A 20,653-nucleotide genomic window follows, 5' to 3' on the forward strand; every position below is an offset into this window, starting at 1 on the left:
CCAAGTCAGGCAATCAGCCACAGCCCCAGCACAAACACCGGAGCTGCCGCCGTGAGACTGTCAATTCGATCCAGCACGCCGCCATGCCCTGGCAACATGCAACCGCTGTCCTTGATGCCCTGATGCCGCTTGAGCAGGCTCTCGAACAGGTCACCCAGCACGGACGCCAGCCCCGTACAGAGGGACAGCACGACGAGGTAGACCAGCTGCACCAGCGGGAGTTCACGACTCACACCATAAACCGCACCAACCAGCAGACAGCAGAACAGACCGCCCCACAAGCCCTCGCGCGTCTTGCCGGGGCTGACATGGGGCGCCAGCTTGTTGCGCCCCCAGGTCTTGCCGCTGATATAGGCACCGATATCCGACGCCCACACCAGCAACAGCAGCAACAATATCAGCACGCCACCCTGATCGAGCCGCTTGAGCTCCACCAGCGCAAACCAGCTACTGACCAGCACCAAGTAGCCGATACCCAATCGACTGCCCCGGGTACGCCAGAAGCCCACGCGCGGATACCTCACCACCCAGTAGAGCGCCAGCAGCCAGAACAGCACACTGAGCAGCATCAGCGCCTGCACCGGCACCCAGAACTTCACAACAATACAGAGTCCGAGCAGCGCCCCAAGACCGGCACTGAACCACAGCCGCGCGGACAGCCGTTCAAAGCCCGCCAGCTGGCTCCATTCCCAGGCTCCCAGCACCATGGCCACCGCCACAAAAAGCTCGAAGCCCGCCAATGGCAGCAAAAAAACACCTGCCAGGGTAACCGGCGCCAGAACCAGTGCCGTAAGTAGTCGCTGTTTAAGCACCGCGTTCCGCCTCTATCTGCTCGCTGGTCTTGCCAAAGCGGCGCTGGCGGCCGCAATAGTCCGTAATGGCCGCGTTTAACTCGTCCTTGCCGAAATCCGGCCAGAAACAATCCGCGAAGTAGAGTTCGGTATAAGCCAGTTGCCAGATAAGAAAATTACTGATGCGCTGTTCTCCGGCCGTACGGATACAGAGATCAGGCTTGGGCTGATCGGCCAGGCAGCTGTAGCGATCAAACACAGCCTCGTCCACGGCATCCGGGTCCAGCGTACCGGCCACACAGTCGCGGGCAATCGCGGCAGCGGCCTGAGCCACATCCCAGCGGCCACCGTAATTGGCTGCGATGTTCAGATTGAGGGTGTCGTTACCCGCCGTGAGCGCCTCGACTTCCTCCATCTTGGCGCGCAGGGAAGCACTGAAGCGGCTGCGGTCGCCGATAATGCGCAAACGAATACCGTTTTTCTCGAGTTTGCGCGCCTCACGCTCCAGCGCACGCGCGAACAGCTCCATCAGCCCCTTGACCTCAAGAGCCGGGCGTTTCCAGTTTTCGCTGCTGAAGGCAAAGAGCGTCAGGCAACCAACTCCCTGCTCGATACAGCCCTCGATCACCTGACGGACGCTCTCGACGCCCGCGCGATGCCCGGCAAGGCCTGGAAGACGGCGGGCTTTGGCCCAACGGTTATTGCCATCCATGATGACGGCAATATGACGTGGCAACTCCGTGCCCAAAGTATGCTTGGAAATGTTATTCACCGACATAAGACAATACGCGGAGCACCCGACACCGAGGCACCGGGCATCCGGCGGTCATCAAATTTCCATCAAGTCTGATTCTTTCTGCTCGAGCAACTTGTCGACTTCAGCCACGAACTTGTCCGTGAGCTTTTGCACCTGGTCTTCGGCACGACGACCTTCATCTTCGGTGATGTCCTTGTCCTTGAGCAGATCCTTGATCGTGCCGTTGGCATCGCGGCGCACGTTGCGGATCGCCACGCGGCCATTCTCCGCTTCCTGGCGTGCCTGGCGAATATAGCCCTTGCGGGTTTCTTCGGTCAGCGCCGGCATCGGCAGACGAATGGTGTCACCATTGGTGGACGGGTTCAGCCCCAGATCGGATTTCATGATCGCTTTTTCGATCACGCTTACCATCTGCTTCTCCCAGGGGTTGATCGCCAGGGTACGAGAGTCCTCGACACTGATGTTGGCAACCTGGGATACGGGTACGTCACTGCCGTAATAACTGATGGTCAGCGAATCCAGAATGCTCGGATGCGCGCGACCGGTACGAATGCGCTTGAAGTGCTCGACCAGGGCTTCTGTGCTCTTGGTCATGCGCACCTGCGCGTCTTGAACGATTTCATTCAGCATATTTTTCTCCTACTCCTTCAGCGCCGTCTATCAGCGTGCCTTCATCCCCACCCACAACCAGGTTAACCAGCGCACCGGGCTTGTTCATATTGAACACCCGCACCGGCATCTGATGGTCGCGCGTCAGGCAAATGGCCGTGAGGTCCATTACGCCAAGCTGCTTCTCGATCGCTTCGTCATAATTGAGATGCACATAACGCTTTGCCTTCGGGTCCTTCATGGGGTCCGCGGTATAGACGCCATCCACCTTGGTTGCCTTGAGCACGACATCCGCTTCCACCTCGATACCCCGCAAACAGGCGGCAGAGTCGGTGGTAAAGAAGGGGTTGCCGGTACCGGCAGCAAAGATCACGACATCGCCCTGATTCAGATAACGCATGGCATTACGGCGATCATAATGATCGACAACGCCACTCATGGGAATCGCGGACATGACGCGGGTACCGATATTACTGCGTTCCAGCGCGTCACGCATTGCCAGCGCGTTCATCACGGTGGCCAGCATGCCCATATGGTCGCCGGTGACCCTGTCCATGCCGGCCGCACTCAGCGCCGCACCACGGAACAGATTGCCCCCGCCAATAACCATGCCGACCTGCACACCGATACCGACCAGCTGGCCGATTTCAAGCGCCATGCGGTTCAGCACCTTGGGGTCAATACCGAAGTTATCGTCGCCCATCAGGGCTTCGCCGCTCAACTTGAGGAGAATACGTTTATATCTGGAGTGTCTGTCACTGGCAGGCATCTAGAAGTCTCCGCTCAAACGAGATCAGGTCAGTGTAGCAAGGAGGAAGATTGCGCCAGCAAGGCGCAATCTGTATCACAAAGCGTGATCAGCCCTTAAGCTGAGCAGCCACTTCTGCAGCGAAGTCAGTCTTTTCGACCTCGATGCCTTCGCCCACTTCAACGCGGACGAAAGACAGGACTTCACAGCCCGCCTGCTTAACCAGGTCGCCGACTTTCTGCTCAGGATTCTTGACGAACGCCTGCTCGACCAGGCTGTTTTCGGCCAGGAACTTGGCGATACGGCCCACCACCATTTTTTCGGCGATTTCAGCCGGCTTGCTGGCCATGTCTGGCTGCGCCAGGATGATTTCCTTCTCTTTGGCAACGGTTTCAGCCGGCATGTCATCCTTGCTGACAACCTGCGGGTTGACGGCAGTGACGTGCATGGCAATGTCTTTGGCCAGTTCAGCTTCGCCACCGCTCAGGGCAACCAGGGCCGCCAGCTTGTTGGTGCTGTGAACGTAGAAACCAACAGTGTTGCCTTCAACCAGGATCGCACGACGAACAGAGATGTTCTCGCCGATTTTCTGTACCAGGGCTTCACGGGCGGCATCCAGCTCACCGGTCATCAGCGCGGCAACGTCGGTCTGCTTGGTGGCGAAAGCCTGTTCCAGAACCTTGTCGACGAACGCCAGGAAACCGGCATCGCGCGCAGCGAAGTCAGTTTCAGAGTTAACTTCGATTGCAACCGCGTAGCTGTTGTCGTCGGCCACTTTAACGGCAACAACACCATCAGCAGCTGTACGGCTTGCTTTCTTGGCAGCCTTCATACCGGACGCTTTGCGCAGATCTTCGATCGCCAGCTCAATGTCGCCGTTCGCTTCAGCCAGTGCTTTTTTGCACTCCATCATGCCCAGGCCGGTACGCTCGCGCAGTTCCTTAACCAGCGCAGCAGAGAAGTTAGCCATGTCGTTTTTCCCCATCTATTCACGTATTAACGCATTGATTCAAATTCAAAAAAGGGGAGCAGAGCCCCCCTTATGCAAGTACGAAGAGACTATTCAGTCTGCTCGACAGGCCGATTACTCGCCAGCCGACTCTTCTACTTCAACGAATTCGTTTTTAGCACCGCCCTGTTCAGCACCTTCGACGCAGGCATCAGCCGCAGCCTTGGCGTAGATCTGAATGGCACGCAGAGCGTCATCGTTACCCGGGATGACATAATCAATGCCGTCCGGGTTGCTGTTGGTGTCGACGATGCCGATAACCGGGATGCCCAGCTTGTTGGCTTCGTTAACAGCAATGCGCTCGTGATCCACGTCGATCACGAACAGTGCGTCCGGCAGGCCGCCCATTTCCTTGATACCACCAATGGAGCGCTCAAGCTTTTCCATTTCGCGCTGACGCATCAGGGCTTCTTTCTTGGTCAGCTTGGCGAAGGTGCCATCACCGGCCTGGGCTTCCAGGTCGCGCAGACGACGGATGGACTGACGAATAGTCTTGTAGTTGGTCAGCATGCCACCCAACCAGCGATGGTTGACATACGGCATGCCTGCACGGCTGGCTTCTTCCTGGACGATCTTGCTAGCTGCACGCTTGGTACCAACGAACAGGATCTTGTTCTTGTTGGTAGCCATACCCTTGACCACATCCAGAGCGCCGTTCAGGGCGGGCAGGGTGTGCTCGAGGTTAATGATATGAATCTTGTTGCGTGCGCCGAAAATGAACTTGGACATTTTCGGGTTCCAGTAGCGAGACTGGTGACCAAAGTGAACGCCTGCCTTGAGCAGGTCACGCATAGTGACTTTTGCCATCTGATAAAACTTCCTGATTTTTTAAAGGGTTAAACCTCCACGTATCCCAGTATCCAACCGCGAGCGGCACCCTGGAGACTGTGACGATACGTGTGTGGCGATATACCCCGAAAGCTAGGGTGCTTTTAGGGAGGCGGATTTATACCATAGCGGAGGTGGTTTTTGAAGCGCGGCTTTCGCTCGGGGAGCATATTTCGCTACAATCCCAATACTTGGCCGGACGCAGCATCACCGGCAGCACATGAATGAAGAATCACGACGAGACGCCATGACTATCAGCATCAAGACACCCGAAGACATCGAGAAAATGCGCATCGCCGGCCGCCTTGCCGCTGAAGTGCTGGAGATGATCGAGCCGTTCGTAAAGCCCGGCGTCACCACCAACGAACTGAACCAGATCTGTCACGACTATATCGTCAATGAGCAGAAGGCCATTCCGGCACCGCTCAACTACCACGGTTTCCCCAAATCGATCTGCACCTCCGTCAACCAGGTGGTCTGTCACGGCATCCCCAATGACAAGGCCCTGAAAAACGGCGACAGCATCAACATCGACATTACCGTCATCAAGGATGGCTACCACGGCGACACCAGCAAGATGTTCCCCGTCGGCAAGGTCGCACCCCATGTCGAGCGCCTGGCCGAGATCACCCAGGAGTGCATGTACAAGGCCATCGCCCTGGTCAAACCCGGCGCCCACCTGGGCGATATCGGCCACGTCATTCAGCAGCACGCCGAAGCGAACCACTACTCGGTGGTGCGGGAGTACTGCGGCCACGGCATCGGCCTTGAGTTCCACGAAGATCCCCAGGTGCTGCACTACGGCCGCCCGGGCACCGGCGTGGAACTGCGCGAAGGCATGATCTTCACCATTGAACCGATGATCAACGCCGGCAAGCGCCACGTCAAACTGTCCAAGAAAGACGGCTGGACCGTCGAGACCGTTGACCGCCGCCTGTCCGCCCAGTGGGAACACATGATCCTCGTCACCGCCGATGGCCATGAAGTCCTGACCCTGCGCACCGAAGAATCGCTCTGATCATTCTGCTAGAGGCCGCCCATGTCGACCCCCGCCCCTGACGACACCCCATTGCTGGATGTTGCAGCCTTTCACCGCGCACTGGGCGAAGCCCGGTCGGCAGTACCGGTCTTCAAGAAGACGATCCGGGACGCCCAGGAGCGCATGCACCAGCGATTTCGGGACGGGGAGGATATTCGCAAGCTGATTTATGGCCGCGCCTGGCTCATCGACCAGGTGCTGTGCGCCGCCTGGAATCTGTTCGAGTGGCCGGATGACCAGCATATTGCCCTGGTAGCGGTGGGCGGCTACGGCCGTGGCGAGCTGCATCCCAACTCGGATGTCGACATCCTGATCCTGCTCAACGGCATCGCGGCCGAATCAGCCGGTGACAGCATCAGCGGCTTCCTGACCCTGCTGTGGGACATGTCGCTGGATATCGGTTCCAGTGTGCGCAGCGTGGACGAATGCTATGAAGAGGCCCGCAACGACATCACCATCGCCACCAACCTGATCGAGTCACGCACCCTGGTAGGAAACCCCCAGCTGCAACTAGACACCTACGAGCGTGTCACCTCGGAAGGCGCCTGGACCGATCGCGAGTTCTTTCTGGCCAAGCTCAGCGAGCAGCGTGATCGCCACGAGCGCACCAACAACACCGAATACAACCTTGAGCCCAACCTCAAGACATCCCCCGGCGGCCTGCGCGACCTGCAGACCATCGGCTGGGTCGCCAAACGCCATTTTGGCGCCACCTATATTCGCAACCTGGTGGACCACGGCTTCCTGACCGAGTCCGAGCTCGACATCCTCAACAAGGGTGAGCTTTACCTCTGGACCGTGCGCTACGCGCTGCACATGCACTGCAAACGGCGTGAAGACCGGTTGCTGTTCGACCACCAGCGCACCCTGGCCGAGTATTTTGGCTACAAGGACCAGCCAGGCGCCCTGGCGGTCGAGCAGTTCATGAGCAAGTACTACCGCATCGCCAAGGCCATGTCGGAATTCAACGACATGCTGCTGCAGTACTTCGACGAAGCCATCCTCAAGGCCGATGACGAGCAGCGAATCCAGCCACTGAACAAGCGTTTTCGCATCCACAACGACTATATAGAGGCACGCAGCCCGACCACCTTCAGCCGCCACCCCTTCGCCCTGATGGAACTGTTCGTGCTGCTGGCCCACAACCCCTCCATCAAGGGCGTGCGAGCCTCCACCATCAAGCAGGTGCGCGACCACCGCCACCTGATCGACCACGACTTCCGCGCCGATATCCGCAATACCTCGCTGTTCATGGAGCTGCTGCGCTCACCCGATGGCGTCTCCACCGAGCTCAAGCGCATGAACCGCTACGGCATCCTCGGGCGCTACCTGCCGGAGTTTGGCGAGATCGTCGGCCAGATGCAGCACGACCTGTTCCACATCTACACCGTGGACGCCCATACGCTCAAAGTCATTCAGAAGATGCGCCAGCTGCGTCACAACGACTACCGCGAGCAGTTTCCCATCGCCCACCGCATCGTCAACCAGCTACCCAAAATCGAGCTGCTGTACATCGCCGGCCTCTACCACGACATCGCCAAGGGCCGCGGCGGCGACCACTCGGAGCTTGGCGCCGAGGATGTGCTGAACTTCTGCCACAACCACCACCTGGGCAAATGGGATTCACACCTGGTGGCCTGGCTTGTACGCAACCATCTACTGATGTCCATGACCGCCCAGCGGCGCGATATTTCGGACCCGGAAGTGATCCACCGCTTTGCCAAGCACTGCGGCGACGGCGTCCACCTGGACTACCTCTATGTACTCACCGTGGCGGACATCAACGCCACCAATCACAGCCTCTGGAACAGCTGGCGCGCGACCCTGCTGCGCCAGCTCTACACCGAAACCAAGCGCGCGCTGCGCCGCGGACTGGAAAACCCGGTCAACATTGAACACCGCATCGAGGAACTGCAGACCGACGCCCTCGCCGCCCTGCGACGCAAGGGCATCCACGAAGCCGACGTGCGGGAGCTGTGGAGCAATATCGGCAACGACTACTTCCTGCGCGAAGACGCCAACAATGTCGCCTGGCATACCGAAGCCATCCTCGAGCACGGCCGGGACAAGCTGCCGCTGGTACTGGTGAAAAAAACCTCCTACCGGGTCTATGAGGGCGCCACGGAAATCTTCATTTACAGCGAAGATCTGCCCAACCTGTTCCCCGCCACTGTGGCCGCACTGGACCAGTTGCACCTGAGCATCCAGGATGCGCGCATCATCCTCACCGACGACGGCCGCACCCTCAACACCTACTCCGTGCTGACCGAAGACAACCTGCCACTATCGGAAAACCCCGACTACCTGGCCAACATCAAGCACACCCTGGTGGAGGAACTGGACGATCCGGACGACTTCCCCGACATCATCCAGCGCCGCGTACCCCGGGCACTCAAGCTGTTCGCCACGCCCACCCGGGTAACGATCAGCAATGATCCGGTGATGCAGCAAACCGTACTGGAGGTCAGCAGCCCCGACCGCCCGGGCCTGCTGGCCCGCATCGGCAGCATCTTTGTGGAGTTTGGCATCTCGGTACGCAAGGCCAAGATTGCCAGCATCGGCGAGCGCGTGGAGGATTACTTCTTCATCACCGATGCCAACGAGCAGCCGATCAGCGACCCGGAACTGTGCCACCGCCTGCAGGACACCATCTGCCGCCAGCTGGACGAACAGGTCCAGCAGGAGCACTGATCCAGCCGAAGGCTGGCAGACTGGATGCAACCGCTCACGCCGGACACTAATGCCGGCGCGGGCCCCATACCGACACAGGCCGGAACAACAGGCACCGGCCCTCAGCACAGGAAAGACCATGAATCAGCAAACCCGCACAGAAATTGAAGCCGCCGTTTTTCGCCGCCTGCTGGAACACCTGGATCAGCGCAAGGACGTACAGAACATCGACCTGATGAATCTGGCCGGTTTCTGCCGTAACTGCCTGTCCAAGTGGTATGTCGCCGCAGCGGACGAGCGAGGAGAAAGCGTCGAGTACGAACAGGCGCGCGAGCTGGTATATGGCGAGCCCTACGCCGACTGGAAAGAAAAATATCAGGGAGAAGCCAGCGCCGAACAGCTGGCCCAGTTCAAGCAGTCAGCCCCGAAAGACTGATCCTGACTGAGTGCCAATGCGTCTTTAGTGCTCCGACACCACCCAGGCGCGCTGCACCTGACTCAGATCAAGCTCCAGGATCGTTGCATAGGTATCATCCTGCACCGGGTAGGTTTTAACCACCCGGGCTCCGCGCACAATCCCGGCGACGGCTGCCCGAAAGCGGTCATTCTCCATGACCATGTCGTTCACCTGGGTCGTGCCGTACAGGTACTGCCCATGCACCACCGCCGCCAGCTCCTGATAGGCACGCAGCTTGGATGCCCGCATGGCCAGCAGCACCCGGTGCTGGTCGGTTTGCCCGGGCTGCAGACTGATGGGCGCATAGCCGGTCGCCGTCACCAGCTCAGGCGCACGGGGGGCGACCTCCTGCGGCTGCCCGGTCATCTGTGCCGACGCCGCCTGCCAGCCGTGCTGTAGCGGACTGCAACCGGCCAGCAGCAATAGCCCGACACCCAGCAAACCCGCCCTGCTCCACATGCTCATGCTCATAGCTCCATTCCTGCCGGGCCGCGGCCGTTCTCGATAATCATGCCGGCTTCCAGCGCCTGCAGCGCATCAAACCCCGGCAACGCCCCTTCCAGGCGCGCATCCGGCACGTGCGTCTGACCGCTGGCCAGTACCTGGCGCGTCGTGGTATCCAGCACCCGCGCATTCAGCACAATGCCATCGGGGTAGCGGGCATAGGTGCCGGTCAGTACGAAATAGATGCGGTTGCGGCTGAACAGCATGGACAGGTTGTGCCGCGACAACGGTGCCTTTTCGGTGGTGGTCAGGCTGAGGGCACGGTAATCAATCAGGTTATACTGCCCCTGCTGCATCTGGTAAATGAAGTTTTCCGCCACACGCTCGCCCAGCCGGTCAGTGGCGGTTTCTGCACTGTCACTGCCCAGCTCAACGAAAGGCAGCACCGCCATTGGCAGGCGCTTGACGCGATGCTCGCGCAGGCCGACCGACAGCTGGCGCACCATGCGCTGCACCGCTTCGCTCATCGGATCGGTCAGCGCGGATGACGTCACCAGGCTCAGGGCAGCACTGTCCTGCGCCGCAAGACCCACACCGTCCTCACCCAGGTTGCGCAGCTGCGCCACGGCACCTTCGCCGAAGGACTCCACCTGCACGGCGACGGGCGGACGCTCCTGCACGGCACAGCCTGTCATTAGCAGCAACAGCGCCCCAGCCAGTCGTTTCATTCTCGTCATCCGTCAATAATTCGCAGCCAATCTAGCACATTGCCCGCCCGGGTTAACCCCCGAGCCCACCGAACCGACACCCCAGGGCCAACCGGTGACAGCAGCTTATTTGCAAGGCTCTCTCAAATTGCATACCTTTGCCCCAAGAGTATCGGCCCGAGACCGCACATGTTTAGTCTTCTGTTACGCATTACAGGCCTGGCACTGCTGGTCTCCCTGGGCACCCTGGCCCAGGCCGAGACCCTGCAGGCCGAAGGGCGTGCCCTGATCACCGGCACCGACCTCGCCTCGGCGCGCCGCGCCGCCATCCAGGATGCAACCGAGCAGGCCGCGTTGCAGGCTGCTGCCTACATCAGCGTTAACCAGCGGATGAACGACGGCATCCTGGAAGTCGACAACCTGCATATGGCCTCCCTGGGGCAGGTGCGCAACGTGCAGCTGCTGGAGGAAAGGCGCCAGGGCAACTGGCTGCTGGTGCGCATCAGCGCGGATGTGGATATCGCCCAGGGCTGCAGCAACGGCAGCCATCACCAGTATCGCAACCGCCTGGCAGTCACCGCCTTTGTACTGCAGCGTCCGCAGGATGCCAGCCTCGGCCAGCTCGACAATATCGAACAGGCCCTGGCACTTGAACTGGCAGCGAAACTGAACCTGCACCCGCGCCTGGATGCACTCAACGCCGGCCACACTCGCCTGATCGACAACCCGCTCACCGCGCCGACGCGCCAACTCGACGACGGCCGCCTGCAAACCCTGCAGCCCCACGCTGGACAATTGGGACCCCAGTACCTGGTGTCCGGCGTCGTCAGGGACCTGTCCATGCAAAACCCCGCCGTACACCAGGAACAAAACGTTGTGAAGCACTGGATCAACCGCGCCCAGCACCAGGATGAGCGCTACCTGCGGCACTTTGCTGTCGATCTGTTTGTGCACGATGCATTGTCCGGCGCCCTGCTGTTCAGCCACCAGTACCAGACACAGGGCCTGTGGAACCTGCCAATGGAACAGGACACCGGCTTTGCCACCGCTGCATTCTGGCAGCAGGACTACGGCCGCAAGACCCGGGAACTGCTTGAAAGGGCAGGCCGCGAACTCAGTGAAGAACTGGCCTGCCTGCCGTTTCGCGCCCCCATCACGCGGGTAGAAAACAGCCGCATCTGGTTCGATGCCGGCAGCAGCACCGGCATTGCCCGGGGCGACCGCCTAAGCCTGCTGCGCCTTGACCGGCTGCGCGACAACAGCCTGGACAACAGCAGCCAGACACTGGTGGTTGATGATGTACAGGCGCTGTCCGCCAGCGGTACCCTGGGCAACAGCAGTGAAGTATTCAACATTCAGCGTGGCGATTTTGTCAGCAGCCAGTAAGCGGCTGCATCGAGCAAATCGCTGAATAACGACAATAGGCCCGGCCAGTTTTTTTCCCTATACTAGGGGGCTGTTTGACAATACCTAACCTACTGCGAACCACCGGACTTTGGCTGGCTTTCGTGCTGTTTAGCGTTAAATAGAACCACTATTCGCTCTAGAACATCGCAAAAGCCAACATAAACCAGCCGGCTCTCGCTACGGCTAGCATCCCCAGACAGGCCCCAGGCCGCTTTACCCACCCCCGGATCAGGATTGTAATCAAGATGCAACAGACAGAAATGTTCGCCTTGCTGGAACGCAAAATCGAAGAAATGCTGGAAGAAGTCGAACTTCTGCGCATGGAAGTCACCGAACTGCGCGATGCCAAGGATACGCTGGAAGCCGAGAAGTCCGAATCGACCCGCCGCCTGCAGTCCCTGCTGGCCCGTTTCGAGTCCACCCAGGCCGAGCAGTCCGCCGCCTGATACGGCACTCGCCCCTGTACAAACCCTGCTCCTGCGCATAACGGCCATGGATGGCGAGAATACCGCTTCTTGCAGGAGCGAAAATCGGTGCAGTACGCCCCTGTACAAGCCCTGCTCCTGCGCATGACGGCCATGGATGGCAGGAAGGCCGCTTTTGCAGGAGCAAAAAGCGGCCCATGCGCCCGCAGGATGACCGCCATGGATGGCGGGAATACCGATTCTTGCAGGAGCGAAAATCGGTGCAGTACGTCCCTGTACAAACCCTGCTCCTGCGCATGACCGCCATGGATGGCAGAAATGCCGCTTTTGCAGGAGCAAAAAGCGGCCCATGCGCCCGCAGGATAAGTACGTCCCTGTACAAACCCTGCTCCTGCGCATCCATGCGCCCGCAGGATAAGTACGTCCCTGTACAAACCCTGCTCCTGCGCATCCATGCGCCCGCAGGATAAGTACGTCCCTGTACAAAAAAGGCCCGATCATTTGATCGGGCCTTTTTAGCTAGCAGGCGTACAAACCTACAGCGCTTATCGACAGACCGGCAGGCTTAATCAGCTCGCGGTGCCGCGAATGTACACTTCCACGCGGCGGTTTTGCGCACGTCCAGCGGCCGTACCGTTGTCCGCCACCGGGTAACGCGGACCGTAACCCTGGGTCGTCAGGCGCAACTGGGAGACACCGCGCCCCACCAGGTAGCTCGCCACACTGGATGCGCGCTGCTCGGACAGGCTCTGGTTGAATTCAAAGGAGCCCGTACTGTCGGTATAACCGTTAACGCCGACAGCACTGTCCTTGAACTTGTTGAGCACCAGGGCCACGTCATCCAGCACGGCATAGAAGCCCGTATCCAGCTGGGCACTGCCGGTCTGGAAGGTAATGTTGCCTGGCATGATCAGACGGATATCATCTCCCACGCGCTCCACACCCACGCCGGTACCATCCAGCTGCTGGCGCAGTTCCATTTCCTGCTTGTCCATGTAGGCACCAACACCACCACCCACAGCACCACCAACCAGGGCGCCAATCAGCGCGCCCTTGCCGCGATCCTTGCCACTGGATACGGCGGCACCAAGCAAGGCACCACTGACGGCCCCGATACCGGCGCCCTTGGTTGCATTGGCGGTTTTTTCTTCCCGCGAATAGGGGTCAAGCGTCGTACAGCCCGCCAACACGCTTACCAACATCGTTGCTGTAATTACTTTTTTCATATCGACAGTTCAACTCCAGCTGTTGCGCCCGGTATGCGGGCGGCTCAGGATCCATTCTAAACGTGCTGTATTAACAGGTACTGAAGCCCCTCGGCAACGCATGATTATCGTACACAGGCGTGTACATCCACAGCCCTTTTAGCATAGATTCTTTGCGCCCTCTGGCAACCGCCTGGCAGAACTTATTGGCGCCCTGCGCGACGGCACCGGGGCATTAGCGCTAGTCAGTCCGGCGAACAACCGATAAAATGTCTCGGCCTGACCCTGTCCTCTTTAAAGCCCAGCGTCCGTTCTAACCGAGGAGTCCCCTTTGTCTCAGCTGCCTGTCATTGTCGGTTTTGGTGGTATCAATCCGGCCGGTCGAGCCTCGTCACATCACGCCTACCGTCGTGTGATTCTCGACAAACTTGATGCGCACAGCCGCCAGCAGACGCTGCTCAGCCTCGCCACCCTGATGAACCTGGCCAGCTACAAAGACGGTCATTACCTCAATGCCAAGGGCGAAACCCTGCCACTGGATGAGCTGTTGACACAGGTGGGACAGCAGATCATCGACAACACCCTGATCCGGCGCATTCACCCCGACTGGTTCGACGTTGATGCCGTGATGTTCAACCGTCCGGCCGACATTCAGGCCAGCGGCGAGCCGCTGCGCTTCCAGCTGCGCAGCCGCCATATGCCGCAACAGGTACCGGACAACTGGGAAGTACGCCCGCTGGGGCCGGGCCAGGTCGAAGTCACCATCAGCGGACGCAGCGAAGTCATATTCCCGGACAGCAAAACCGCCCAGGTACAGTCCGCCGGCATGCTGCCCACCGGTTTCGCACCGGGAACGCTTTACCAGTCGCGCAACCATCCGCGCAACCTGCAAATGACCGTCTTCGCCGCCTCCGACGCGCTACAGTCCAGCGGCGTCCCGTTCGAGCGCATCGCCGCCAGGGTCAAGCCCGACCAGATCGGCGTCTACGCCAGCAACTCCATCGGCCAGCTGGATGATTTCGGCTTCGGCGGCCTGACCAAGTTCCCGGCCCTGGGCAAGCGCACCACCTCCAAGCAGATGCCCCTGGGCTATGCGCAGATGCCGGCCGATTTCGTTAACGCCTATGTACTGGGCAATGTCGGCGTAACCAGCGGGGCCCTGGGCGCCTGCGCCACCTTCCTCTACAACCTGCGCAATGCCGTCAACGATATTCGCAGCGGCGCCCGCAAGGTCGCCCTGGTCGGAGGCAGCGACGCGCCCGTGACACCGGAAATTATCGAAGGCTTTCGCGCCATGGGCGCCCTGGCCGAAGACAAGGACCTGCTGGCGCTGGACGGCCTGTCCCAGCTCGGTGCCGACGACTACCGCCGCGCCTGCCGCCCCTTCGCCAATAACTGCGGCTTCACCATTGGTGAGTCCAGCCAGTTCGTGCTGCTGATGAGTGACGACCTGGCGCTGGAAATGGGCGCCCAGATCTTCGGCTCGGTGCCCGACGTTTTCGTCAATGCCGACGGTTACAAGAAGTCCATCTCCGCCCCCGGCGTCGGCAACTACCTGTGCCTGGGCAAGGCCGCCGGCATGGTACGCACCCTGCTGGGCGAGGACGCACTGCGCCAGCGCAGCTTTGTGCAGGCCCACGGCACCAGCACACCGCAAAACCGCGTCACCGAGTCCCATGTTCTGAACGAAATCGCCCGCGCCTTCGGCATCGAGTCCTGGCCGGTGGCGGCGATCAAGTCCTACCTGGGGCATTCCCAGGGTACTGCCGGCGGCGACCAGCTGACCCTGTCACTGGGAACCTGGCAGTACGGATTTATTCCCGGCATTCATACCACGCCACAGATCGCCGACGACGTGAACAGCAGCAACCTGCTGTTCCCGCACCAGCACCTGGAGGTCGGTCCCCAGGGAATGGATGCGGTACTGCTGAACGCCAAGGGCTTTGGCGGCAACAATGCCAGCGCCCCGGTGCTGTCACCGAAGGCGACAGAAAAACTGCTGGAGCGCCGCCACGGCGGCCAGGCCATGAGCGCCTGGCGCAAGCAGCGCGAAGCCGCCCTCGGCGCCGCAGCCGCCTATGAAGATGACGCCTGCAAGGGCCTGACCCGCCCGATCTACCGTTACGACAATGGCGTGCTGGAAGGCAGCGATCTGCAGATCAGCGACCGGGAAGTCCGCCTGCCGGGATACGAACAGCCGGTCAGCCTGATCGAAGACAACCCCTTCAAGGACATGTGCTGAGGCGCAGCCCCAGGACACACAGACAGGACACAGACATCACCATGCGAATCCTTACCCTCCTCGCCGTTGCACTGACCGTGACCGGCTGCCTCGCGCTTGAGACTAAAAAGGAAGACTTCTACACCCTGGACACACGCTACCTTGAACTGTGCCGCGGCAGCTCCAACAACTGCGTGGAGCTGGCACTGGTTGCCCCCGGCATCGTCTTTGCCGATCCGATCGAGGAAGCCTACGCAGCGCAAATCACGGCACCCAACTACCCGCTCAGCCTGGCAAAAATGATGCTCAAGCCCGCTGATGCGAGCTACAGCGCCAAGGCTGCCGATGACAGCGGTCGCTTTTACCTGTTGCCGGTCAATGACAAGACCAATGTCGCCTGGGACACACTGAACAGCATCCACGACTGGATTTACCCCGACGAAAACGACTGAGCAGCGCGCTCAGTCAGCTTCTGAACGACCTTCGTTCAGTTTCGATCCGACAAGCCCAGCAGCTGCCGCACATTGGCGCTGGTCGTCGCAGCAATGTCCCCCGGCGATTCCCCGCGCAGCCGTGTCATGACCACCAGCACGTCGGCCACCCGCTGCGGCCGATTGGGTTCATTGCGCCAGTCTGACAGTGGCATGTCGGGCGCATCGGTTTCCAGCACCAGCGACTCCAGCGGCAGGCTCGCCGCCAGTTGGCGCAGACGGGTTGCCCGGTCATAACTGATCGCGCCACCAAAACCCAGCTTGAAGCCCAGGTCGATATAGATACGCGCCTGCTGCTCGCTGCCGGAAAAGGCGTGCACGATACCACCGCGGGGCAGGCGGAACCTGCGCAGCGTTTTCAGCATCGCATCATGCGCTTTTCTGACATGCAGCAGCACCGGCAGGTCAAACTGCCGGGCCAGCCTGAGCTGCTGTTCCAGCAGCGCCTGCTGCGCCTGCGCCTGGTGATCGGCAATAAAAAAATCCAGCCCGATCTCCCCCACGGCCAGGGCCTCACCGGCCGCCAGTCGCCGGCGTAACTCATCCAGGTGTTCAGGCAAATGCCGGTGCATGAAACAGGGGTGCATGCCCAGGGCGGGATGCAGCAGGGGGTAATGAACGGAGCCAGCCCCCGGCGGGCACTGGCATAGCCGCAACAGCCGCGGCCAATGCTCTGCGGTCACACCCGGCAGCAGAATCTGCCGGACACCGGCGCGACGGGCCTGCTGCAGCGCCTGGTCACGCCAGCCATCGAAGACGTCAAAATCCAGGTGGCAGTGGCTGTCAAACAGCTCCAGATCAGCATCCATCTTTACCTCCTTGCGGAATCAGGATCGATGCCAGATCAGGCCCCCGCGCCCGCAGCAACCAGGACGGGAGCACCCGGCATCAATGCTCGCGGGTAGCCCGGAAGGCGATGTCCGGCCAGCGCTCCTGGGTCAGGCTCAGGTTGACGCGCGTCGGTGCCAGGTAGGTCAGCAGACCGCCACCATCGATGGCCAGGTTCTCATAGCCCTTGCGCCGAAATTCCTCGAGCATCTTGTTGTCTCTGCACTCGACCCAGCGGGCCGTCTGCACGCTCACACCCTCATAGACGCAGTCCACCTTGTACTCGTCCAGCAGGCGGTAGACCACCACGTCGAACTGCAGCTGGCCGACCGCACCCAGCACCAGGTCATTGTTCTTGAGCGGCTGAAACAGCTGCACGGCACCCTCCTCCGACAGCTGCTGCAGGCCTTTTTGCAACTGCTTCATCTTCATCGGATCCTTGGGCCGCACACGGCGGAACATTTCCGGCGCAAAGTGTGGAATACCGGTGAATTTCAGGTCCTCGCCGGCGGTAAAGGTGTCGCCGATCTGGATGGTACCGTGGTTGTGCAGTCCGATGATGTCACCGGACCAGGCTTCTTCCACGTTCTCGCGGTCCCCCGCCAGGAAGGTCACGGCATCGGCGATCTTCACATCCTTGCCGATACGGGTATGGCGCATTTTCATGCCACGCTCGTACTTGCCGGAACACACCCGCATAAAGGCAATACGGTCACGGTGCTTGGGGTCCATATTGGCCTGGATCTTGAACACAAAGCCGCTGAAGTTCGCCTCATCGGCTTCCACCGGGCGACTCTGGGTCTGGCGCACAGCGGGCGCCGGCGCCCATTCGACAAAGTCATGCAGCATTTCCCGCACGCCGAAGTTGCTCAGGGCCGTGCCGAAGTACACCGGTGTCAGCTTGCCGGCCATGAAGGCTTCACGATCCCACTGGTGCGTCGCACCGCGTACCAGTTCCATTTCATCGATAAAGTCGTCGTATATGTCGTCCAGCAGCTCGCGCGCGGCCTGCGAGTCGATACCCTTGATGCGGATATCCTCGGCCAGCACCGAGCCCTTGCCGGGCTCGAACACATGGATTTCATCGGTGTAGAGGTTGTAGACGCCTTTAAACTCCTTGCCCATGCCGATAGGCCAGGTAATGGGCGCCGCCTCGATGCTCAGCACTTCCTCGATTTCATCCAGCAGCTCAATGGGGTCGCGAATATCACGGTCGAGCTTGTTGACGAAGGAGAAAATCGGCGTGTCGCGCAGGCGACAAACCTCCATCAGCTTGATGGTGCGATCTTCGACACCCTTGGCACCGTCCACCACCATCAGCGCCGAATCCACTGCGGTCAGGGTACGGTAGGTATCTTCCGAGAAGTCCTCGTGCCCCGGGGTGTCCAGCAGGTTGACGGTGCGGCCGTTGTACGGAAATTGCATGACAGAGGACGTGATGGAGATACCACGCTCCTGCTCCATGGTCATCCAGTCGGAGGTTGCATGACGGTCGCTTTTCTTGCCCTTGACGGTGCCCGCCTTCTGGATCAGCTGACCCAGCAGCAGCAGCTTCTCGGTAATGGTGGTCTTACCGGCATCGGGGTGGGAGATGATGGCAAAGGTACGTCTGTTCCCGACGGCGCGGGCAAGCTCAGTTGCTGACATAGGTAGATCTTTCACTCTGATTGCCCAGGCCCAATGACTGGCACAGGACAGGACTGTGCCGCCAGGGTGCGGGATACTTAAGAAGTAACCCGATATTTTCTCCGATCTGGGGGTTATACACAATCAAGTGCGCGGATTAAGCCGAACTTTCCCGCCTGCGGACCCACGGTACAGTGGCGGTTAGCGGCCAGAACGGCCTGTGCCCAAACACCACAGGGCTTGAGCGTACCGATGCAGTGCCGGCGAACCGGTGTCTTTTGTCCTGTCACACGGGTTCAGTGCATCCCGATATCGAGTTTCGCAGCAACAAAGACCAACGCACTGAACAGAAACCATGCTTTGCTACAGGGCTATTCCGAGCGCTGGACAACATCACAAGGGGCGCAACCATAGCATCTGAATGGCGCGCTGCAAGCACCTTGCAGCGCCAGGTCAGTCCGCAGATACAAAGCCCTGACGCAGCATGACCAGCATGGCGTCAGCCATTATCGGCGCCTCGACATGCATATCGACCTGCTTGTCTCCGGCCATCCAGTTGGCAATCAGCCCATCGATCATCGAGTGCAGCATGTAGGACGCCAAACCCACCGGCAGGCCCACCGGCAACTGCCCCTGGTTCACTGCGTTTGTCAGCATGCGCTGCGTACGGGCGCGAAACTGTGCGTGCATCAACTGCATGTGCTCACCGATTTCCTGCAGCTCCCCCTCCAGGTCATTGCGATTGATCAGCAGCCGGAAGATATGCTGATGCACAGGACTGCTGACCACCGTCTGCAACAGCAGCACGATCAGCTCGTGCAGCTTTTCCATGGGCCTGGGCTCCTGTGGATTTTCACTGAGCTCGGCCAGCTCTTCCAGCGGATTGCGCAGCTGTGCCCAAAGGGCCTCGAACAGCTGCGCCTTGTTCTTGAAATGCCAGTAAAAGGCACCGCGAGTCACTCCGGCTGCCGCGGAAATGTCCGACAGCGTGGTACGGGCAATGCCCTTTTCGCAAAACTGCTCCAGCGCAGCCGTGATCAGACTGTTGCGGGTCTCCAGCGCTTCCTCTTTTGTACGACGCACCATAATTATTTTTCCGCTATCTGAAGTTTTACATACATACATGTTTGTATGTATCATACGCCCCTATTCACAGACTGCCAATCTGCCGCCAACGCAAAGCACGCGACCGGGCGGCGCAACCTCACAGGATGTCCCATGCTGAACACCCCATTTCGCCGTACGCTGACCGTTGCCGTGCTGGCCGGCATCCTGCTAACCGGCTGTGACAACTCCGGCCCCGCCAACGCCAGCACCGGTACCCCCATGGCCACCGAGGTCGACGTGGTGACGCTGCACAGCCAGGCGGTCAGCCTGACCACAGAATTGTCCGGGCGCACCAGCGCCTACCGCATTGCAGAAGTTCGCCCCCAGGTCAGCGGCATTATTATTGAACGCCTGTTCTCCGAAGGCTCGGATGTGAAGGCAGGTGAAGTGCTGTACCGCATAGACCCCGCCAGCTACAAGGCTGAAGTGGCCATCGCCGAAGCCGCCGTCGCCAAGGCCCGCGCCTCTGAAAGCAGCGCTCGCCTCAAGGCACAACGTTACGCCGAACTGGTCAAAACCAACGCCATCAGCACCCAGGATCACGACGATGCCCAGGCCAGCCTGAAACAGCAGCAGGCCGAGATCGCATCGGCCCAGGCACAACTGGCTGCCGCGCGCATCAACCTGGCCTACACCGAAATCAAGGCCCCCATTGCCGGTCGTATCGGCACGTCCGCCATTACCGAAGGCGCGCTGGTCACGGCGCAGCAGAGCTCGGCCCTGGCCAGCATTCAGCAACTCAACCCGCTCTATGTCGACATGCGCCAGTCCACCGCCGAGCTGCTGCGCCTCAAGCGCAGCCTGGCCGACGGCACCCTGGTGACCGTCGCCGGCGACAAGGCCGCCATCAAGCTGCACCTTGAGGACGGTTCAACTTATGCCCAGCAGGGTCTGTTGCAGTTTGCCGATGTCAGCGTCGACGAGAGCACCGGCATGGTCAATCTGCGTGCCGAGGTCCCCAACCCGGACCTGTTCCTGCTGCCCGGCATGTTTGTGCGCGGCGAACTGACCGAAGGCGAACGCCCCCAGGGCCTGCTGGTGCCACAGGTGGCCGTGACCCGTACTCCCAATGGCCGCGCGACGGTACTGACGGTGGATGCACAGGATACCGTGGCCCTGCGCGATATCAGCATCAGCCGCGCGATCGATGACCAGTGGCTGGTGGAGTCCGGCCTGGAAGACGGCGTGCGCGTGATCACCGCCGGTACTCAGAAGGTGCGTCCCGGCATGACCGTCAGGATCAGCACACCGGATTCGGCCAGCACCGCCGCCAGCCAGCACTAA

At 60.3% G+C, this 20,653-nt stretch carries 20 protein-coding genes; 8 read left to right on the forward strand and 12 right to left on the reverse strand.

All coding sequences use genetic code 11. The annotated features are described in order from the left end of the window. Positions 1-5 precede the first annotated feature (5 nt). The 6 genes from KDW95_RS13460 to rpsB all read right to left on the reverse strand — a co-directional run bounded on the left by KDW95_RS13460 (position 6) and on the right by rpsB (position 4,721). The gene (locus KDW95_RS13460) at positions 6-812 is read right to left on the reverse strand and encodes a phosphatidate cytidylyltransferase (RefSeq protein WP_255852332.1); all 807 of its coding nucleotides are present in this window, start codon (positions 810-812) and stop codon (positions 6-8) included. Continuing rightward, positions 805-1,569 (reverse strand): polyprenyl diphosphate synthase, encoded by a 765-nt coding sequence (gene uppS / locus KDW95_RS13465; RefSeq protein WP_255852333.1) that lies wholly within the window; start codon positions 1,567-1,569, stop codon positions 805-807. The genes KDW95_RS13460 and uppS overlap by 8 nt, the downstream gene beginning before the upstream one ends. A gap of 51 nt (positions 1,570-1,620) precedes the next feature. Further along, positions 1,621-2,178 carry a ribosome recycling factor gene (frr, locus tag KDW95_RS13470; RefSeq protein WP_255852334.1) on the reverse strand — a complete coding sequence of 186 codons (558 nt, stop codon included), beginning with the start codon at positions 2,176-2,178 and terminating at the stop codon, positions 1,621-1,623. After that, positions 2,168-2,926, reverse strand: a complete 759-nt coding sequence (pyrH, locus tag KDW95_RS13475; RefSeq protein WP_255852335.1) for a UMP kinase — start codon at positions 2,924-2,926, stop codon at positions 2,168-2,170. Before pyrH ends, frr begins: the two co-directional genes overlap by 11 nt. An 88-nt stretch (positions 2,927-3,014) precedes the next feature. Then, positions 3,015-3,875 carry a translation elongation factor Ts gene (gene tsf, locus KDW95_RS13480; protein ID WP_255852336.1) on the reverse strand — a complete coding sequence of 287 codons (861 nt, stop codon included), beginning with the start codon at positions 3,873-3,875 and terminating at the stop codon, positions 3,015-3,017. Positions 3,876-3,989: 114 nt separating this feature from the next. After that, positions 3,990-4,721, reverse strand: a complete 732-nt coding sequence (gene rpsB, locus KDW95_RS13485; RefSeq protein WP_255852337.1) for a 30S ribosomal protein S2 — start codon at positions 4,719-4,721, stop codon at positions 3,990-3,992. A gap of 268 nt (positions 4,722-4,989) precedes the next feature. Here rpsB and map point away from each other — a divergent pair, with 268 nt between their 5' ends. The 3 genes from map (at position 4,990) to KDW95_RS13500 (ending at position 8,887) form a co-directional block, all read left to right on the forward strand. Beyond that, positions 4,990-5,760: a type I methionyl aminopeptidase gene (gene map / locus KDW95_RS13490; protein ID WP_255852338.1), complete on the forward strand. Its 771-nt coding sequence runs from the start codon at positions 4,990-4,992 to the stop codon at positions 5,758-5,760. 21 nt (positions 5,761-5,781) lie between these two features. Next, positions 5,782-8,472 carry a [protein-PII] uridylyltransferase gene (locus tag KDW95_RS13495; protein ID WP_255852339.1) on the forward strand — a complete coding sequence of 897 codons (2,691 nt, stop codon included), beginning with the start codon at positions 5,782-5,784 and terminating at the stop codon, positions 8,470-8,472. A 118-nt stretch (positions 8,473-8,590) separates the two neighbouring features. Then, on the forward strand, positions 8,591-8,887 hold the full coding sequence (locus tag KDW95_RS13500) for a DUF1244 domain-containing protein (protein ID WP_255852340.1): 297 nt from the start codon (positions 8,591-8,593) through the stop codon (positions 8,885-8,887). Positions 8,888-8,911: 24 nt separating this feature from the next. Here KDW95_RS13500 and KDW95_RS13505 read toward each other — a convergent pair whose 3' ends face one another. Both KDW95_RS13505 and KDW95_RS13510 read right to left on the reverse strand, forming a co-directional pair. Continuing rightward, positions 8,912-9,373 (reverse strand): LPP20 family lipoprotein, encoded by a 462-nt coding sequence (locus KDW95_RS13505; RefSeq protein ID WP_255852341.1) that lies wholly within the window; start codon positions 9,371-9,373, stop codon positions 8,912-8,914. Between the two features lie 2 nt (positions 9,374-9,375). Next, entirely contained in the window at positions 9,376-10,080 is a 705-nt protein-coding gene (locus KDW95_RS13510; protein ID WP_255852342.1) for a FlgO family outer membrane protein, read from the reverse strand. 168 nt (positions 10,081-10,248) lie between these two features. Here KDW95_RS13510 and KDW95_RS13515 point away from each other — a divergent pair, with 168 nt between their 5' ends. Both KDW95_RS13515 and KDW95_RS13520 read left to right on the forward strand, forming a co-directional pair. Then, positions 10,249-11,445, forward strand: a complete 1,197-nt coding sequence (locus KDW95_RS13515) for a flagellar assembly protein T N-terminal domain-containing protein (RefSeq protein WP_255852343.1) — start codon at positions 10,249-10,251, stop codon at positions 11,443-11,445. A gap of 266 nt (positions 11,446-11,711) precedes the next feature. Further along, positions 11,712-11,912 carry a hypothetical protein gene (locus KDW95_RS13520; RefSeq protein ID WP_255852344.1) on the forward strand — a complete coding sequence of 67 codons (201 nt, stop codon included), beginning with the start codon at positions 11,712-11,714 and terminating at the stop codon, positions 11,910-11,912. Between the two features lie 548 nt (positions 11,913-12,460). Here the strand turns inward: KDW95_RS13520 and KDW95_RS13525 are convergent. Further along, complete coding sequence (locus KDW95_RS13525) at positions 12,461-13,117, reverse strand: OmpA family protein (protein ID WP_255852345.1); 657 nt, start codon at positions 13,115-13,117, stop codon at positions 12,461-12,463. A gap of 310 nt (positions 13,118-13,427) precedes the next feature. Here KDW95_RS13525 and KDW95_RS13530 point away from each other — a divergent pair, with 310 nt between their 5' ends. Both KDW95_RS13530 and KDW95_RS13535 read left to right on the forward strand, forming a co-directional pair. Continuing rightward, the gene (locus KDW95_RS13530; protein WP_255852346.1) at positions 13,428-15,338 is read left to right on the forward strand and encodes a beta-ketoacyl synthase; all 1,911 of its coding nucleotides are present in this window, start codon (positions 13,428-13,430) and stop codon (positions 15,336-15,338) included. A gap of 41 nt (positions 15,339-15,379) precedes the next feature. Continuing rightward, a complete protein-coding gene (locus tag KDW95_RS13535; protein ID WP_255852347.1) occupies positions 15,380-15,769 on the forward strand; it encodes a hypothetical protein in 390 nt (129 codons plus the stop codon). A 35-nt stretch (positions 15,770-15,804) separates the two neighbouring features. On the opposite strand, the gene KDW95_RS13540 is transcribed toward KDW95_RS13535, so the two are convergent. The 3 genes from KDW95_RS13540 to KDW95_RS13550 form a co-directional block, all read right to left on the reverse strand. Further along, positions 15,805-16,617, reverse strand: coding sequence for a TatD family hydrolase (locus KDW95_RS13540; protein WP_255852348.1), 813 nt, complete (start codon positions 16,615-16,617; stop codon positions 15,805-15,807). Positions 16,618-16,696: 79 nt separating this feature from the next. Continuing rightward, positions 16,697-18,283 (reverse strand): peptide chain release factor 3, encoded by a 1,587-nt coding sequence (locus tag KDW95_RS13545; RefSeq protein WP_255852349.1) that lies wholly within the window; start codon positions 18,281-18,283, stop codon positions 16,697-16,699. A gap of 432 nt (positions 18,284-18,715) precedes the next feature. Beyond that, positions 18,716-19,348: a TetR family transcriptional regulator gene (locus KDW95_RS13550; RefSeq protein ID WP_255852350.1), complete on the reverse strand. Its 633-nt coding sequence runs from the start codon at positions 19,346-19,348 to the stop codon at positions 18,716-18,718. Between the two features lie 132 nt (positions 19,349-19,480). Between KDW95_RS13550 and KDW95_RS13555 the strand changes: the two genes are divergently transcribed. Continuing rightward, the gene (locus KDW95_RS13555) at positions 19,481-20,653 is read left to right on the forward strand and encodes an efflux RND transporter periplasmic adaptor subunit (RefSeq protein WP_255852351.1); all 1,173 of its coding nucleotides are present in this window, start codon (positions 19,481-19,483) and stop codon (positions 20,651-20,653) included.

Origin of the sequence: Marinobacterium rhizophilum (assembly GCF_024397915.1) — a bacterium.
In the GTDB taxonomy this organism is placed as follows: domain Bacteria; phylum Pseudomonadota; class Gammaproteobacteria; order Pseudomonadales; family Balneatricaceae; genus Marinobacterium_A; species Marinobacterium_A rhizophilum_A.

Excerpts from the sequence above, each read along its gene's own strand:
- uppS (WP_255852333.1), bottom strand. The coding sequence starts at position 1,569 with ATGTCGGTGAATAACATTTCCAAGCATACTTTGGGCACGGAGTTGCCA.
- frr (WP_255852334.1), bottom strand. The coding sequence starts at position 2,178 with ATGCTGAATGAAATCGTTCAAGACGCGCAGGTGCGCATGACCAAGAGC.
- pyrH (WP_255852335.1), bottom strand. The coding sequence starts at position 2,926 with ATGCCTGCCAGTGACAGACACTCCAGATATAAACGTATTCTCCTCAAG.
- tsf (WP_255852336.1), bottom strand. The coding sequence starts at position 3,875 with ATGGCTAACTTCTCTGCTGCGCTGGTTAAGGAACTGCGCGAGCGTACC.
- rpsB (WP_255852337.1), bottom strand. The coding sequence starts at position 4,721 with ATGGCAAAAGTCACTATGCGTGACCTGCTCAAGGCAGGCGTTCACTTT.
- map (WP_255852338.1), top strand. The coding sequence starts at position 4,990 with ATGACTATCAGCATCAAGACACCCGAAGACATCGAGAAAATGCGCATC.
- KDW95_RS13495 (WP_255852339.1), top strand. The coding sequence starts at position 5,782 with ATGTCGACCCCCGCCCCTGACGACACCCCATTGCTGGATGTTGCAGCC.
- KDW95_RS13500 (WP_255852340.1), top strand. The coding sequence starts at position 8,591 with ATGAATCAGCAAACCCGCACAGAAATTGAAGCCGCCGTTTTTCGCCGC.
- KDW95_RS13505 (WP_255852341.1), bottom strand. The coding sequence starts at position 9,373 with ATGAGCATGTGGAGCAGGGCGGGTTTGCTGGGTGTCGGGCTATTGCTG.
- KDW95_RS13510 (WP_255852342.1), bottom strand. The coding sequence starts at position 10,080 with ATGAAACGACTGGCTGGGGCGCTGTTGCTGCTAATGACAGGCTGTGCC.
- KDW95_RS13515 (WP_255852343.1), top strand. The coding sequence starts at position 10,249 with ATGTTTAGTCTTCTGTTACGCATTACAGGCCTGGCACTGCTGGTCTCC.
- KDW95_RS13520 (WP_255852344.1), top strand. The coding sequence starts at position 11,712 with ATGCAACAGACAGAAATGTTCGCCTTGCTGGAACGCAAAATCGAAGAA.
- KDW95_RS13525 (WP_255852345.1), bottom strand. The coding sequence starts at position 13,117 with ATGAAAAAAGTAATTACAGCAACGATGTTGGTAAGCGTGTTGGCGGGC.
- KDW95_RS13535 (WP_255852347.1), top strand. The coding sequence starts at position 15,380 with ATGCGAATCCTTACCCTCCTCGCCGTTGCACTGACCGTGACCGGCTGC.
- KDW95_RS13540 (WP_255852348.1), bottom strand. The coding sequence starts at position 16,617 with ATGGATGCTGATCTGGAGCTGTTTGACAGCCACTGCCACCTGGATTTT.
- KDW95_RS13545 (WP_255852349.1), bottom strand. The coding sequence starts at position 18,283 with ATGTCAGCAACTGAGCTTGCCCGCGCCGTCGGGAACAGACGTACCTTT.
- KDW95_RS13550 (WP_255852350.1), bottom strand. The coding sequence starts at position 19,348 with ATGGTGCGTCGTACAAAAGAGGAAGCGCTGGAGACCCGCAACAGTCTG.
- KDW95_RS13555 (WP_255852351.1), top strand. The coding sequence starts at position 19,481 with ATGCTGAACACCCCATTTCGCCGTACGCTGACCGTTGCCGTGCTGGCC.